This is a genomic window from Conexibacter stalactiti (genome assembly GCF_033542075.1).
Classification (GTDB): Bacteria; Actinomycetota; Thermoleophilia; order Solirubrobacterales; family Solirubrobacteraceae; genus Conexibacter; species Conexibacter stalactiti.
In genome coordinates this window covers 11,812-26,230 of sequence record NZ_JAWSTH010000002.1, presented here as the reverse complement: position 1 = coordinate 26,230, position 14,419 = coordinate 11,812, and the positions used below count along the sequence as shown (strand labels likewise).

Here is a 14,419-nt window from a genome sequence, read left to right as displayed (position 1 = left end):
CAAGGTTGGGGGACCTTGCCCATGAGCCAGCACCGCCGTCGGGCCGACATCGCCGCCACGGCAGCGATGCTCACCGCCCTCACCCGCTACGCCGTCGCGATCGTCCCGTCCGCACGGGCAGAAATCGCTCGCTGGCGCACACGCGCCAGCGCCATCCCCGAGCCCGCCGCGCGCAGACTCGCACTCGAAACGCTCGACGCAGAGCACCTCAACGCCGAGGCCGCCGCCGTCTTCTCCCTCCTGGCCCCGCGGCGCGCACGTGGCGCGGTCGTCCGTCTCCTCGTCCCGTGGCAAATCATGTACGACTACCTCGACACAATCACCGAACAGCCAGCGCACGATCCGCTCAACCGGTCCCGCCGCCTGCACCGCGCACTCGCCGCCGCGATCGAGCCCGCTTCCCGCCGAAGCAGCGACGACTTCGATGCTGGCGACGGTCACTACCTCCTCAGCCTCGTCGACACGTGCCGCCAGCGGTTCTGGCAACTGCCCGCCGCCAGCGCCATCGCGCCGAGCGCGGCGATCGAAGCGCGACGCTGCGCCGAAGCGCAGAGCCAGACCCACGCAGCAATGCTCACCGGACGCATGACCGAGCTGCGTGACTGGGCCGCGCACGATCGCGCTGAACACAAGCTTGACTGGTGGGAAAGCGCGGCAGCAGGGATCTCCTCGCTGGGCGTGCACGCGCTGCTCGCCGCAGCCGCCGACCGCGCAACCGGGACCGCGGATGCGCGCGCGATCGCACAGTCGTACGCGTTCGTCTGCGCGCTCAGCACCATGCTTGACAGCCTCGTCGACGTCGACGCAGACAGCCATACCGGCAACTTCTCCTACTTCAGCGCCTACCCCGACGCGACGAGCGCGGCAACCGGGATGCGAAAGCTCGCCGCGCGCAGCGTTCAATCAGCGGAACGCCTTCATCGAGGGCCATCACACCGGATCATCGTTTCAGGGCTGGCCGCGTTCTACCTCTCCCTGCCATCAGCCCACGCCACCCCGACAACCGCAGCAGGAACCGAAGCCGTCCTCGACGCGCTCCGGCCCGCCGTCAAGCCAGCGCTCGCTCTGCTCCGACTGCGACGTGCACAGGCGGAGAGCGATGGCACGGGAGCGCACGGCTGAGCAGCGGACAGGGATCGGTGAGAAGTCCATCACCAGCGTGAGGAGGACGGCCTTTGCACCCAACGATGCCACACACGCGTCTTCTGGGAACGTAACCCGCACGACGTCAAGCGACTGAGAATGCGAGGAGCCGATGAGCGACGATCGGCAGAGCATCGACTACGACAACCTCCCCGCCCCCGACCAGGGCATCCTCGTTACGCAGTTCCTGACCGTCCGCAGCGTCGCTGCCTCACGCGAGTTCTACTCCGAGGTCCTTGGCGGCCAGATCGTCATGCAGGCGAACCCCTGCATGGTCAAGCTCGCCAACAGCTGGATCATCATGAATCCGGGCGGCGGCCCGACGCCGGACAAGCCCGGCATCAACCTCGTCGACCACGAGCGCTCAGACGAGGTGTCGAGCTTCATGAACCTGCGGGTCGCCGACATCCAGGACTGCTACGACAGATGGCGGGCCACGGGCGCGGAGTTCGTCACCGAGCCGATCGACCGCGGCGCAGAGATCCGCTGCTACATGCGCGACCCCGACGGCTACCTCATCGAGGTCGGACAGGCCACCGGCCTCCTCGAAGGCCGCCTGGCGAAGATCCGGCCCGAGGACCCGCCGGGATAACCGCTGAGGAACCCTTCATCCGGCCCTGTTCACCGCGCCGGAACGGCGCCGCTCATTCGGTCGTCTCCGGAGCGTCGGTCCGCGCGTGGCGGTACGGGTCGCCGGGGCCGCGGTCGTCGGACAGGGACCGCTGCGAGCGTTCGACCAGGCGCTCGATCGCATCGGCCAGGTGCAGCGGGTCGATGTTGTAATCGCCGCGATCGGTGCGGATCAGGTGCGCCTCTAGCAGGACGTCGGCGTGGGTGTGCCCGACGGGCGGCTCGAAGCGGTAGGACGCCAGCTCGATCAGCAGCCCCAGCGGATCTCGGAAGTAGATCGAGTCCATGAATCCGCGATCCTTGACCCCGCTGTGCTCGATCCCGCGCTCATCGAGACGCTCGACCGTCTGGCGAAACACGGCGTTGGACAGGTTGAACGCGATGTGGTGGACGTGACCGGCATCCTGCGAGCGCGGCGACGCGTCGGGGGTCCGCTCCTCGTTGGTGAAGATCGTGATCAGCCGGCCGTCGCCCGGATCGAAGTACAGGTGGCTCTCCTCAGCGCGATCCAGGTTGGGCTGCTCGAAGACGAACGGCATGCCCAGCACGCCCTCCCAGAAGTCGATCGAGGTCTGCCGATCGGCACCCGTGAGCGTGATGTGATGCACGCCCTGGGTCTGGATCTTACGCATGGCGATCAACGTCCTTTCGGATCCACGGCGTTGGCGATGCCGGCCAACCAGTCGGTGGCGGCCACGGCCATCACCGGCAGGTGATACCCCACCGACGACACCGAAGCCCAGCGGCACGATGTCGCCGGTCATGTTGGCGGAGACATGACCAGAGCACAGCACGTCATGCGCCGCCCGTCGACCCGCAGCCCGACAAGGCTGCCGCGATCCTCGCCGGCTTCGGCAGAGCTGGACGTCGGATTGTTCAGAGGGTGCCGGAGGCGGGAGCGACGGGGGTCAAACCCACGATTTACACCCCGCATCGAGATTCGAAACTGACCACCGTTGCGGGTTCATCGCGGGCGGGATTTGAACACCATCCCGCGACCGGGTACCGGTTCGTGGAGGTGCGCGAACTGTGACCGAATCCGGGCCGCGCGCGCAGATGACGCGACATCGCCGCGGCAGCGTTACGCTGAGTTCATGAGCGGTTCGCGCACCACACTGATCGACTTCGACTCCGACCTACTCGCCGCACTGCGCGCCGAGGATCCGGGCAAGGGAGACCGCGAACTGCTCGAAGACTCGCGATCCGCCGACTCGGCATCGCCACCGCCCGCCGCACCCGCGCCTGCTTCGACCTCACCGGACCTCGCCCTGAGAGCTCCCGTCTCGGCGCGCCTCGCCTAGATGACAGCGAGCTCCGTCCCGTCGGATGCGTGGTCGGCCATCGCGACGCTGCGGATCGCCGGAGCGTCGTAGGTGTTCCAGTAGTACGTCGTAGTCCGGGACGAGAAGAGCCCCGTATAGATGGTCTTCTCGAATTCGCCCGAACTCATGGCCGCGCAGCCGTCGACCATCGCGACCTGCTGCAGGGTGTGGAACGCGCGGCTGACGTTCTCCTCCTCGCTGGCCTTCTCCGGGTAGTGCGCATTGACGTAGGCCGCGCGCACGAACCGGGACGGCGAGTAGTAGTCGCCCGGAATCCCTCGCATGAGCGACCCCGAGCCGAACGGGGCCAGCCGCGCCCGGCCGAGCACGGTGTCCTCGGGAAAGCCGGACGACGCGTTGAGGTAGTTGCGCAGGTTCTCGTGATGCCAGGCGAAGCCGGGCTGATTCGCGAGGACATCGACATCGTCGTCGAAAACGTGCATCCCGTCGCTGGTGTACTCCACCACCACAGCACGAGTGGCATCGCCGATGATCCAGTGCAGCAGCGAACTCGGGTACTTTCGGTTGATCGGTCTGTCAACGATGACGACGTCGCCGAGCGCGGCCTCGACCTCGTCGACGCTGGCGAACTGCGAGGCCACCCAGAGGGGGAACTCGAAAGCGGCGACGTTTGTCGCTCCCTCGACCGGCTCCGGTGCGTACTGCGCGTACCCTGGGAAGTTGAGGCCCGCGACGGCGAGGCCCGCGTCGTTGCCGCAGTCGAAGTAGAGCGGCGTCTTCTCCTCGACGAGGCCCATGCCGATAACGGCATGCCGGATGCCGGCCACCGCACCAAACGGCGACCTGGTGGCGTATCCGGTGGGCGTCAGTACAACCCGCTCCCCGTAGCCGCTCGTCCAGTCGAGGTTGCGTGCGAGGTAGAGATGGCCGTTGCCGTCTGAGAACCTGACTGCTGTGCACATGTCAAAGGGGCCCCTTGTCGTGGTCGACCTTGCGAAGAGAGCAGCTCGGCAGCCGTCGTCGGCATCGCTCGTCCAGTGCGTTGAGCCAGCAAGGTCTCGGCGGCTCGCACCCTTCAGCATGCCCGCGCCATGACGCCAGCAACACATCCCTCGTCAGCAAATCAGCGGCCCGATCGGCATCGGCGCCTTCGTCGTCGCGGTATTCAACGTGGGCCCTGGACACGAAACCAAGTCAGGCGCGAATGAGCGCGCTCTCTGAGCGCTGACGGACCAGCGAGGTCGCGACAGCGCTGGCTGCTCCTACGTCGCTCAATCGTGCGCGCAGGTCCATCTACGATGATGCGGATTCCGAACCCGCGACCGTCTGGTCATGGACCGGCGTCGGTTCAGCCCGAACTGCGGACGGGGCCTACGTGGCGCCGCCCGCAGGACTCGGTTAGGAAATGCCGCTCGACGCCTGCCGTCGCCGATGCTCCTTGGCCGGTCATACCCTGCCGGCGACAAGGCGCGACCCTCGGACTTATGCACGCGATTCGGTCGTACGACCTCAGGCAATCTCCAGAATGCCGTTCCCTCTCGGAGGCCGAACGCGTCGGCGCGCACCCATACGATCACTTTCGTGCCAGAGGACGACAAGCCCGCCACGGGTCATCTCGCCGGTCTGCTCAGAGCGCAATTCGGCTTTGCGGAGGTGCTGGCAGCCGCCATCCTCGTCGGCTTCAGCATCAACGTCCTGGCGTCGCTCATTCTGGAACGGCTGCCCGACCTCACCGCTCTGGTAATCGGAACGCTGACGATGGCGGCGGGCCTGGCCCTGCTGGCGTCGCGAATCTTCGTGAGCGCGCGGTCGAGGAGCCGACGCATCAGCGGCTTCTTCATCTACGACCCGGAGGAGTCTCAAGCCATCTCGCCTGGCCGCGACTACCCCTTTGCGGACTGGTTCGCGCTGTACATCCGCGCCGCCTCGCGTGAAGACCCTGCTATCCGCGAAGCCTGGGGGCCAGCAGGTGAGGGCAATCTCACCGGCTTGCCACGCATGGCGCTTGCACAGGCCCTCGCCGAATACGTGGTGCTCAACGAACTCGCCGTGCATTTGACGGACTATTTTGGGGGCCGTCCGGCGGCGCGAGATCTTCGCCACATCACGGCACGTGATCTGCCTGATGCGCTCGTGCAGAATCCGTTCGTCGAGTTCTTCTCTCGGCCGATCGAGGACCGTCCCAATTTCTCAGGGGGTACCGCCGCTCGACTGAAGCCTTCGGAGACCGTCGTCATGACCATCGTTATCGGGGGTGGCATCTACGAGAGATTCGATCTCGTGCTGCCGGCCGGCAGCGAGTTGGCTCGTACCGATCAAGGCGCTCTTCGCGTTAGCACCAGACGGTTCACGCTCACACTGAGACTGTGGTGCCCCGGCACGACGAGATCGTTGCCGCCCGGCTACCTCACGCACTACCTGGGCCTTGACGCAGCACAAGCGTCCCGAATCCGAAGCGTGGAATGCTGGCTGACCGTAGACGTCAGGTTCCGCGCGTGGGCTCTTGCGTCGCCCTACGGCTGGTCGTATTACCGATGGCTTGACTCGTGGCTTGCGAATGCCGAAGAGAAGGTCTCCGCCACCGCTTACTTTGATCGCATCGGCTGGCAACAAGCGGCCACGTTCCTCCGAGTCCTCCATCGAACCGAACGGCGCGAACGGCCGCCGACGACGACGGAGTGACTTCCCTCCTCCCGTCAGGTCCCCTCGCCTAGAAGATGCGTCAGCCAGTAGGCCGTCACCCGGCGCACGAACCAGCTTGCGTCTGTGGTGTGCATGCGGGCCTCTCTCAGGCCGGAGGGCTTGCCGTGACGAGCGCGGGAGCCAAGTGCTTCCACGCTGTTCGCTGTCGCGTTGAAGTCCTTTCGTTCCCGCTTCGTCCACCAACCTAGAGCGTGTCCGTCCACCCCCCGAGCGGCAAGGTCGTGGTCTATCGCCTCCAGAGCGGAGTACCCAGCGACCCAGTTGATGTCGTGGTCGCCCTCCAACATGAGTTCGACGAGTTGAAGAACTCGGGCCACCTGCGGGTTCGACTCCGCGAGCTTCGTCACGCCGGCACCATCCAGCGCGTTGACCACGTCAAGACCTAATGGTGGCGAAGGCTTGGGGAACCCGAGCCGCTCGACCATGACGGCGAAGTCTTCGGGCGTCAGATGCGCGACTGCCTGCCCAAGAAACTCGTACTGCGTGACCTTCCCATTCGAGTCAGTGGCTCTGGTTGACGCAACCGTAACGCCTTCGAACGATCGTCCCCAACGGAGCCTTCCGAATCCGTTGATGTGCCGGACAAACGCATCGATCACAGCCTTCGCGGCATGCGACTCGCTCTCGAAGCTTCCGTCGTCGGGCGGGTCGCTGAACGCGAAAACGAGATGCGAATCGTCCTCACCTGCTACCGAGAGATCCGGCACCGCTTCGGCGAGTAGCCGCTCCACGTCCTGCTTACGTGCTCTGAGTGTGGCGGTCCACCTCATCTCCTACGTCTCATGCGAAGAGGGCTCTTCCCGTCCGAGGCTTGGCCGTCTTCAACGTGACGGTGGCGACGTGCGTCGCTCCGTCGATCGCATGGACTACGTCTTCGACGACGGCGCAGTGATCGGGGTCGTCGAGGCTGACCGACTCGCCGATGCGCGGCACGACCTCCAGCTCGTACCACTCGGACCACCCGTCGTCGTCGCCCTGCGCAAACCGGACTCTCATGCTGTCTCCCGTCGCCGCTACTTGCGGTCGCGCGCTCTCGATTCCGAGTGCCGAGGGCCTCTGACGGTGTCTGAGTCGATCAGCCGTCCTTCCTTGTTCGCAATGCGGATCTCGCCGCCGCCGAGATTGCCCACGATCTCTCGTGCGCGATCGACTGCTTCCTTCTTGGTGCCCGTGTGGGCGCTGGCGCGCTGCGCGGCTTCTCTCTTCACGTCCCACCCACCGTCCGGGTTCGGCACGACGTAGCGGTCGCTGTCATTCCCTCTTGCCATGTGCCAGCGTCTCCTTGGCTCGAACCAGCGCGCTTCGGCGCCTCCGACACACTGGCGTTTATAGCATTGCGCCTAGCCGCCAGGAGGGACCGGCCGCCGAGGAGGTGCCGATCCATCACCAGCCGCGTGAGAAGAGGCCCATTGCCATCTGAGAGATCCACCCGCGTCGAGCCGATCTACCGTCCGAATGGCAACGACGGGGCGATTATCGTCTACGCGGGAAAGCTCGCGGTCGAGGCGGGAGGAACGAGCGGCGACGCGGTCGGTCAGCTTGAGCTGCGCCTCTTCCCAGGTGCAAGCTTCGGCGCTCGGTTTTCGGGACCACCCTCCAAGGTCAGCCCTCACCTCGTGGTCGACCTCCACGCAAGCGTGACCGGCGTACCGCCGGGATCGTCGCTGACGCCTCCAACGAAGTCCTCGCTGCCGTCGCGTCCAGGCAGAGGCTCATGGGTGGAAAGCAACGTTCGCCTCTCAAATCTCGACGCAGGAGAACTCAGCGCGGCCGTTCGATTCGTGGTGCACCTGAGCCAGTCGTTCCAGCACCCCGAGTTCCGTGTGCTGACTCAGCTCGCTGACGGCTCTCGCCAAGGCCAGGTCGCGTTTCGACTGCCCGGCTGGAACCTCGTTCTTGCGCCGATCGATGATCCGAGGGGCGACCACGATTTCGGCGCTGCCATCGCGGCCACACCCACTAGGTCGCCGGTCGACACCGCTTCGATCGAACGGCTGCAGCACTACCTCTTCTTTGTCCTCAGCCTGGTGTCAAGCCGAGAAGTCGGCATCGGCCCCACCTGCGGACTTGATCGGAAAGGGCGGGTGGTATGGGCCAACTGGGGCTCCCCGCGCCTGCGGCCCGAAAAGTCTTTCGCCACGTGGTGCCCAAAGCAGCTCGTGCCCACAGCTGTCGAATCAGTCGCTGATGGCTATGCGCAGCTCGGCACCGATAGAGCGCTCGAGGTGGTCGTCGAGCGGGCGATCAACCACCTCCTTTCGGCTGATAGCTCGGAGGTTCTCGACGTACGCGTTCCCGTCGCCTGTACGGGGCTTGAACTCCTCAGCTGGGCAGTCCTTCGTCGACAAGGATGGATCACGCAGGACACGTCGTCTTCGCGCAAGCTCGACACGGCAGCGCGGCTCCGACTCCTCTTGGCGTGGGCCGGCGTTAGCGCTGATATCCCAGACGGGTTCGACGCGTTGCTCGCGCGGAAGAAGGCACTCGGAAAACCAGATGACGGCGGTCCGGAAACGCTGCACAACGTCCGCAACGCTGTGATTCACGCTCCGAGAAAGTTCGACGATCCCGAGTGGCCCGACAGCGACGAACTGTTCGAGGCATGGCAGTTGTCTACCTGGTGCCTCCAACTCTGCCTGCTTCGGGTGCTCGGGTATGACGGCGACTACTGGTCGCGGCTGCGACTCGCACGTTCGAGCCTCGATGTCGAGCCGGTGCCATGGGCGGCGCGCTGAGTTCTGCCGCTCAGCTCAGAAGATCGGCGGCTCCCTCGATTGCAACGGGAAGCTGCTCAAGCTCTCTGTAGCTCAGCAGTCGACAACCCGAGGGAACGAGCTTCCGGTCGCGGCAGAGCTGCGCCATGCCGCTGTCAGCCGTGACAACGTCGCAGCGCGAGAGGCCCTGCGTCAGGTGGGCGATGTCGTAGCCGTCGCCGGGCTTGACTCTCCGCCGGGGGAGCGCCGCCAGCGCGGCGCGCAAGATCGCCGGGTACGCGATCGACGGCACGTGGCGCAGCTCATCGCTGGTCGCGAACTCTTCCGAACGCTGCCGCAGCGCCGGGAATCGGTCGATCAGCCACTTCGTCTGACTTCCCTTGTTCACGAACGCCTGGAGCCGAGTGAATGGCGAGCCGGGGCTTATGTCCGGATTGACGAGATCCGCGTCTCGTTGCAAGTCCGCCTGGAGCCGACCGTAGTAGGCCGCGAACCAGTGCGGATCGGCCAGAAGCCCAATCGTCCATCTGATGTTCTCGCGCACGTACGCCTCTACGAGCCGGTCGAAGGAGCCACCGGCCACGGCCCGGTCATGGGCGTACGCCTCCTCCAACGCCCGACTCTCTTTCGACTTCTCGTGATCGACTTCGGCGATCTGCCAATCGGCCGGTTCTGACCGAACGCGAACCCGAACCGCACCGCCCATGAAGTCGGTAAACAGACGATCACGCGGCGTCTGCGGGTCTTCCCAGAACGCCTCTCGCCAGACCTCATCGTGCGGCGCGCCGATGCCCAAGAACTTCGCGGCGGCCGCATGGATCTCGTTCCACTGGATCTCCTCGCGGGCTCTGAACTCGACGCCGGTCGCGAGTTCGTCGCCGAGCGTGTCGATCGCATCCCACATCTCGCGAGGGGCCAGCAGCGTCTCGTCCTGATGCTCTTGCGACCGAAGACAGAGCACATCACCGCCCTCGACCGACGCCCGCAACGAAGCCAGTACTCCCGCCATCCTCGACTCCCGAGCCAACGCTGACAGCGCCGACTGATCGAGGTAGACGAGCACCCGTCTGCCAGGAGAGCGGCGGCGCAGCCGGTTGACGTTGATCCTCACTCGCACCCCGCTTGCATTCGCCTGCTCGTCTTGATCTTGTCGCCGGCTGGAACAACCAATATCAGTGGTCCGGACGAGCGCGGCTACGCCCGCCCGGACCGGTTGCACCGAAGCAGTGACTTCGGCGCATCCACACCGTAGACCGCTCGGGTCGCCTCTGGCGCAGTCGCGTTCGCACGACTACACATCCCGCAGACGGTGGTTGCGCCGTGCTTGCGACACGCGATCGGTGCTCGATCGAAAGGAGACGGCCATGACTGCGCCGTTGGCTTTTGCATGCGAGCAGACCGATCCGAACCTGCTGCCGCGTGAGTAGCGGGATCGGATTCGGACGGCGGTGATCGACGATTCGCCGAGCTGATGCTCATCGCGGTGGAGCTGGAGGCCGGGAAGTCGTCGGCGCCCGCCAGCGGCGGGCGACGCTCGCCGACGACCGGCTCGTCGCCGACCTCTCAGCCGTCGGCGGCATCCGCATCGACCTGCGCGATGAGATGACATCCCGTCGCGCCGCAGTTTGGCCCGATCACGACTGCGGCGCCCAGCTCGAGACGACCCAACCGACCGAGCGTCGTTCGAGCTTCGCGATCGTGACATGGTAGGTGGCAGGCAGCCCACGGTAGGCGTCGCGCCCGACCATCTGTTCGCGGGTCACGACGACCCACGAGCCTCTCGCCGACGCCGAACCGGGCGCCGCGGACAGCACGCTGCCGGTGCTGCTGACCCGCGAGCGTCTGAGCGTGTCGTCGCGGTCGATGCGTTCGGCGGCGAGGAAGGCAGTCTGGCGAGCGCCGCCGATCGAGATGCGCGCGAGTGCGCGCTGGTTGTCGGCGAGTGTGTCGGCGGTCCAGTTGATCGAGAGGTCGGCGTAGCGGCGCAGCGCCGCCTCGGGTGTCGGCTCGGCGTCGGCGATGTCGTCATCGACATCGGGGCGCGGTCCGACTCGCTCCGGAGGCGGCTGTCGCGGGTCGCCGACGATCGTCTCCGTCATCGGCGTCTCGTCGAGGTAGGGATCGCTGGCACCGCAGCCGACGCCGGCGGCGGCGAGCAGCGCGACGAGTATGAGGATCGGGAGGCGCGCGTTCATCGTCGTTCTCCTCAGAGTCCGGGCCAGTGGCGGACGACGAAGCTGTCGTTGGCGAGCTGGCCGATGGTGTCGGTGCTCCAGCGGGGGCCGGAGCCGGCGGGTATGGTCGTGCCGTAGTGGGCGGTGTTGAAGCTGATGCCGGCGACGATTGACCAGACGTGGCCGCCGTTGGCGTAGACGGTCAGCCATCTTCCGGGTCCTGGCGCGCCCCATGATTCGAGGTCGCCGGAGACTCTGGGGAACTCGCCGTGCAGGCCGGCGCGGAACAGCGCGAAGCTGGTGGAGCTGCTGCAGTCGTAGCCGCTGCGGATGGTGCGGAGGCTCTGGCCGTGCGCGCCGCCGTACACGTAGGGCTTCGTGTGGATCATGTTGCCGGCGGCGATGTACTTCTTGATCTCCTCCGGCGCGTCGGCCGGCGCGGCTGCGGAGCCGTCGGGCAGGACTCTCGCGCGCTGGCCGGGCGTCAGCTGCAGCGGTCCGCCGTCGTCGACCAGCCCGGCGCACTCGGCGGCGAGGTCGGGCGCGAGCGGCGTGGCGGTCGGCGCCGGCGTCTGCTCGAGAACGCCGCCTGTTCCCGTCGCTCTGGCGTATTCGACCTCGACCGGGCGTCGGCCCCAGCCGTACTGGTATCTCCGTCCGCGCCAGTCGTAGAAGTCGATGCGTCTGCCTCTGATCGCGCCGCCGATGTCCTCGGCGGCGAACACGATGTCGGGGTTGCCGAACGGGTTCGGACGAATGTGGAGCTTGGATCCGAGCGGGATGACCGACGGGTCGACGGCGACGATGTACGCCGGTCTGGAGGGCCGCAGGTCGATGCCGGTCGCCGTGACGCCGTAGCCCTGAAGCGAGTTCCATGGCGGGCCGTATGCGGTCGACAGCCACTCGCCGGATCCGGCTGGGAAGCGCGGCGTGCCGTCGGGGCCGACGGCGCCTTGCTGGCAGGCCTGCTGCGCGCCGCCGACGACGCCGGCGAACAGCACCAGCGGCAGCACCACGAGCAGCAGCAGGCCGACCATGCCGGCGACGAGCGCGCCGACGGCGCGGCCGGCACGGCCGCTGCCGAGCAACGCGACGGCGGCGTGGGCTCTGATGGGCGCCGGCATCAGCCGGCGCTCCTGGTCGGCACGAGCTGCTCGCCGGCGGCCGGGGGCCGGTAGTCGGCGAGGTCGTGGACGGCGGCCCAGACGTTGCCGTTGTGCTCGGCGATCTTCTGCTCGCGCAGCGGGACGTCTCTGAGCGGCTCGCTCGTGAACATCCAGTACTCGAGTGAGCCGAGCGGGAGCAGGACCTTGCCGCGGCCGACGTCGCCGTTGATCCAGTAGATCTCGCTGTAGCTGCCGTGGACGGTGCGGAGCTGGGAGATCAGCTGCTCCTCTTCGTCGGTCAGCGCGAGCTGTCTGCGCATCGCCTCCAGCTCTCTGAGGTGCTGGCCGAGGAAGATCTGCTGCGTCGAGTTCGCGACGAGCGCGCGTCCCTCCGGGGAGTCGAGGTCGGTCAGCTGCTGGGTGGCGATCAGCAGCGTCAGGCCGAGCTTGCGCAGGCGCCGCGCGAGGTCGTTGGCGTAGGCGCCGAGCGAGCCGCGGACGAATGACCAGAACTCGTCGCCGACGAGGATCGAGCAGCCGGCGAGCAGAGGCCCGTCGGTCTGAGCGATCAGCCGCTGATGCGCGGCGCGGTGTCTGACGGCGGCGCGCTTGACGAACTCGAGCGCCGTGAAGAGGACCGGCTGGATCACCGCCTCCGGGCAGCTTTCGGTGTCGAAGACGAGCAGCGGCGCGTCGGGAAGGTGGGTCGACTCGCGGTCGGCGACGTGGGCGTACGCGCCGTCGCCGACGTACTCGCCAAGCCGCTCGGCGAGGCTGCGCAGCACCCACGCGATCTCGCTCGAGCCGCCGTCCTGCTCGCCGGCGGCACGGTCCTCCAGCTCCTGCACCAGCAGGGACTCGCGGGGCACCAGGCCTTCGAGGTGGCAGCGCTCGTAGACGGCGCGGATCGCCGGCCCCAGCTGCGCCTTCTCCAGCGTCGTGAGGCCCTCGGCGAGCATCGTCTCGTGCAGGCCGAGCAGGAACGCGACCTTCTCGCGCGTGACGTGCGAGACGTCGTCGACGTCCCACGGGTTCAGCGCACAACCGCCGTCGACGCCGATGTCGAAGTGCTGGGCGCCGTCGATCAGCCGCGTCAGCGTGCGGTAGTGGCTGCTGCGGTCGATCACGTACGCGCGCGCGCCCATCGCGATCGAGCGCGCCAGCAGCGAGAGGCAAGCGACCGTCTTCCCGGACCCGGAACGGCCGGAGATCAGCGTCGACTGCGTCAGGTGCGCGCGCTCCCGCGGATTCCAGCGCTCCAGCGTGCGGCCCGGCGAGCTGAACGCGAACGGGATCCCCTCCGCCGAGCCGACGCTCGTCGACAGCAGCGGCGTCGAATCGCCGACGTTGCGCGTCGCGTACTTCCGCGCGCGACCGGCGACGTCGTCGCCGAGCGGCAGATTCGAGCGCCACAGCTCCTGCTGTTGGAACTTGCCGGCGTCGATCCGGCAGTCCGAGGCGGAGCTGAGGTGCTCGGCGACCTGGTCGACTGCCTCACTGAGCGTGCCGACATCGGGCTCCGGCCCGCGCACGCGGGTCGAGTGGTAGATCGCGAGCCGGTAGATCGAGGCGCGCTCGTGACCCGACATCTCGGCGAGCAGCTGCTGCTGCTCGCGCTCGGCCTGATACGCGTCGAAGTCCGGCGCGCGGTTCTTCGCCTCCCGCTCGCGGTTGAGCATGAAGCGACGTCTGTAGGAGAGCTTCAGCCGCTGCCGCTCGCGGTTGCGATCGAGCGCGTGGACATGGACCGAGATCGTGTACGGCTGCTGGCAGGCGACCATCGCGCCCAGCAGCCAGCCCCAATAGGTGCCGTCCGCCGTAGACGCCGCGCAGATCGTCTGCTCGAGGTCGCGCTCGACGACCGCGTGGCGTGGATCGGTGAAGTCGATCGTGCTCGCCGCGATCGCCGCCCGCAGCTGCTGCGCGACCGAGCGCGCCTCCTCGCGATCGCGCTGAACGTCGAGCTCGCCGAGCACCTCGGGTCCGAACGTCGGAGCCGAGCGGCGATCGGCGCTCGACGGGTTGAAGCGGCTCCAGAACAGCTCGACGGCTTCCGCGCCGTTGAGCTGTCGGCTGCGGATGCCCATTGCGTTCAGCTCGCCCCGGATCTGGTCGACGTGGCTGGTCGCGTCGCGCACGGCACGGCGGTGTGCGCGCTCGTCGCGTTCGAGCGCCGGCGCCGCTCGGCCGAGACGCTTGACCTCGTCGAGCAGGTTGCCGTTCTGCCGGTGCGACGGCTCGAACGGCACGATCACGTACGCGCCGAGGTCGACGGCGGCCTGCTCGTCGGCGTGCAGCCGGATCGACTGCTCCATCGCCGAGTACAGCCGCCAGCGATCCAGCCCGCGCGCGTCGGCCGCCGGCCGGTCACGCGTGGGCGCAGGGCCAGCCCACGTCTCGACCTCGTCGCGACAGCGCGCCAGCACCGCGTCGAGACCGACCGGCCGCGCCTCGACGTAATACTGCAGCGACTGCCCCGCCTTCAGCCGGCCGGCAAGGTGGCAGAACGATGCGGCCAGTTCCGCCCGCGAGCTTTCCGAGAGCACGAGCGGGTTGGGCGGGAAGACCCGCAGCACGCGCACCAGCGCTCCGTCGCTGCGGACGAGCAGGCCGGTGCGGTAGATCGCCTCGACGGCGAGCAGCTCGCCGGCTTCGCGCATCGATGC

The 14,419-nt window shown here is 67.3% G+C and carries 15 protein-coding genes; 6 read left to right on the top strand and 9 right to left on the bottom strand.

Going from position 1 to position 14,419, the window contains the following annotated elements; translation table 11 throughout:
* Positions 1-21: 21 nt before the first annotated feature.
* On the top strand, positions 22-1,122 hold the full coding sequence (locus R7226_RS01385; protein WP_318595230.1) for a DUF2600 family protein: 1,101 nt from the start codon (positions 22-24) through the stop codon (positions 1,120-1,122).
* A gap of 133 nt (positions 1,123-1,255) precedes the next feature.
* Positions 1,256-1,735, top strand: coding sequence for a VOC family protein (locus tag R7226_RS01380; protein ID WP_318595229.1), 480 nt, complete (start codon positions 1,256-1,258; stop codon positions 1,733-1,735).
* Positions 1,736-1,787: 52 nt separating this feature from the next.
* Here R7226_RS01380 and R7226_RS01375 read toward each other — a convergent pair whose 3' ends face one another.
* Positions 1,788-2,405: a VOC family protein gene (locus tag R7226_RS01375; protein WP_404827743.1), complete on the bottom strand. Its 618-nt coding sequence runs from the start codon at positions 2,403-2,405 to the stop codon at positions 1,788-1,790.
* A gap of 462 nt (positions 2,406-2,867) precedes the next feature.
* On the opposite strand from R7226_RS01375, the gene R7226_RS01370 reads away from it, so the two are divergent.
* Complete coding sequence (locus R7226_RS01370; protein WP_318595227.1) at positions 2,868-3,074, top strand: hypothetical protein; 207 nt, start codon at positions 2,868-2,870, stop codon at positions 3,072-3,074.
* On the opposite strand, the gene bsh is transcribed toward R7226_RS01370, so the two are convergent.
* Positions 3,071-4,018: a choloylglycine hydrolase gene (bsh, locus tag R7226_RS01365; RefSeq protein ID WP_318595226.1), complete on the bottom strand. Its 948-nt coding sequence runs from the start codon at positions 4,016-4,018 to the stop codon at positions 3,071-3,073. The genes R7226_RS01370 and bsh overlap by 4 nt on opposite strands.
* A gap of 619 nt (positions 4,019-4,637) precedes the next feature.
* Here bsh and R7226_RS01360 point away from each other — a divergent pair.
* Positions 4,638-5,738: a hypothetical protein gene (locus R7226_RS01360; protein ID WP_318595225.1), complete on the top strand. Its 1,101-nt coding sequence runs from the start codon at positions 4,638-4,640 to the stop codon at positions 5,736-5,738.
* Between the two features lie 14 nt (positions 5,739-5,752).
* Here the strand turns inward: R7226_RS01360 and R7226_RS01355 are convergent, their stop codons facing one another.
* From R7226_RS01355 to R7226_RS01345, 3 genes are read right to left on the bottom strand one after another with little or no spacing between them, the layout of a single operon-like run.
* The gene (locus R7226_RS01355) at positions 5,753-6,529 is read right to left on the bottom strand and encodes a hypothetical protein (RefSeq protein WP_318595224.1); all 777 of its coding nucleotides are present in this window, start codon (positions 6,527-6,529) and stop codon (positions 5,753-5,755) included.
* Between the two features lie 10 nt (positions 6,530-6,539).
* Complete coding sequence (locus tag R7226_RS01350; protein ID WP_318595223.1) at positions 6,540-6,755, bottom strand: hypothetical protein; 216 nt, start codon at positions 6,753-6,755, stop codon at positions 6,540-6,542.
* Between the two features lie 17 nt (positions 6,756-6,772).
* Complete coding sequence (locus R7226_RS01345; RefSeq protein ID WP_318595222.1) at positions 6,773-7,027, bottom strand: DUF2188 domain-containing protein; 255 nt, start codon at positions 7,025-7,027, stop codon at positions 6,773-6,775.
* A gap of 141 nt (positions 7,028-7,168) precedes the next feature.
* Here R7226_RS01345 and R7226_RS01340 point away from each other — a divergent pair, with 141 nt between their 5' ends.
* On the top strand, positions 7,169-8,494 hold the full coding sequence (locus tag R7226_RS01340; protein WP_318595221.1) for a hypothetical protein: 1,326 nt from the start codon (positions 7,169-7,171) through the stop codon (positions 8,492-8,494).
* Positions 8,495-8,504: 10 nt separating this feature from the next.
* Here R7226_RS01340 and R7226_RS01335 read toward each other — a convergent pair whose 3' ends face one another.
* Positions 8,505-9,536, bottom strand: coding sequence for a hypothetical protein (locus R7226_RS01335; protein WP_318595220.1), 1,032 nt, complete (start codon positions 9,534-9,536; stop codon positions 8,505-8,507).
* A gap of 408 nt (positions 9,537-9,944) precedes the next feature.
* On the opposite strand from R7226_RS01335, the gene R7226_RS01330 reads away from it, so the two are divergent.
* A complete protein-coding gene (locus R7226_RS01330) occupies positions 9,945-10,079 on the top strand; it encodes a hypothetical protein (RefSeq protein WP_318595219.1) in 135 nt (44 codons plus the stop codon).
* 28 nt (positions 10,080-10,107) lie between these two features.
* On the opposite strand, the gene R7226_RS01325 is transcribed toward R7226_RS01330, so the two are convergent.
* The 3 genes from R7226_RS01325 to R7226_RS01315 are packed head-to-tail and all read right to left on the bottom strand — an operon-like array spanning position 10,108 to position 14,413.
* On the bottom strand, positions 10,108-10,668 hold the full coding sequence (locus R7226_RS01325; protein WP_318595218.1) for a hypothetical protein: 561 nt from the start codon (positions 10,666-10,668) through the stop codon (positions 10,108-10,110).
* Positions 10,669-10,679: 11 nt separating this feature from the next.
* Positions 10,680-11,771, bottom strand: coding sequence for a 3D domain-containing protein (locus R7226_RS01320; protein WP_318595217.1), 1,092 nt, complete (start codon positions 11,769-11,771; stop codon positions 10,680-10,682).
* Entirely contained in the window at positions 11,771-14,413 is a 2,643-nt protein-coding gene (locus R7226_RS01315; RefSeq protein WP_318595216.1) for a VirB4 family type IV secretion system protein, read from the bottom strand. The genes R7226_RS01320 and R7226_RS01315 overlap by 1 nt, the downstream gene beginning before the upstream one ends.
* Positions 14,414-14,419: the final 6 nt, after the last annotated feature.

Coding starts and splice junctions, on each gene's coding strand:
- R7226_RS01320 (WP_318595217.1), bottom strand. CDS start 11,771: ATGCCGGCGCCCATCAGAGCCCACGCCGCCGTCGCGTTGCTCGGCAGC.
- R7226_RS01330 (WP_318595219.1), top strand. CDS start 9,945: ATGCTCATCGCGGTGGAGCTGGAGGCCGGGAAGTCGTCGGCGCCCGCC.
- R7226_RS01370 (WP_318595227.1), top strand. CDS start 2,868: ATGAGCGGTTCGCGCACCACACTGATCGACTTCGACTCCGACCTACTC.
- R7226_RS01375 (WP_404827743.1), bottom strand. CDS start 2,405: ATGCGTAAGATCCAGACCCAGGGCGTGCATCACATCACGCTCACGGGT.
- R7226_RS01345 (WP_318595222.1), bottom strand. CDS start 7,027: ATGGCAAGAGGGAATGACAGCGACCGCTACGTCGTGCCGAACCCGGAC.
- R7226_RS01385 (WP_318595230.1), top strand. CDS start 22: ATGAGCCAGCACCGCCGTCGGGCCGACATCGCCGCCACGGCAGCGATG.
- R7226_RS01325 (WP_318595218.1), bottom strand. CDS start 10,668: ATGAACGCGCGCCTCCCGATCCTCATACTCGTCGCGCTGCTCGCCGCC.
- R7226_RS01315 (WP_318595216.1), bottom strand. CDS start 14,413: ATGCGCGAAGCCGGCGAGCTGCTCGCCGTCGAGGCGATCTACCGCACC.
- R7226_RS01350 (WP_318595223.1), bottom strand. CDS start 6,755: ATGAGAGTCCGGTTTGCGCAGGGCGACGACGACGGGTGGTCCGAGTGG.
- R7226_RS01355 (WP_318595224.1), bottom strand. CDS start 6,529: ATGAGGTGGACCGCCACACTCAGAGCACGTAAGCAGGACGTGGAGCGG.
- R7226_RS01380 (WP_318595229.1), top strand. CDS start 1,256: ATGAGCGACGATCGGCAGAGCATCGACTACGACAACCTCCCCGCCCCC.
- bsh (WP_318595226.1), bottom strand. CDS start 4,018: ATGTGCACAGCAGTCAGGTTCTCAGACGGCAACGGCCATCTCTACCTC.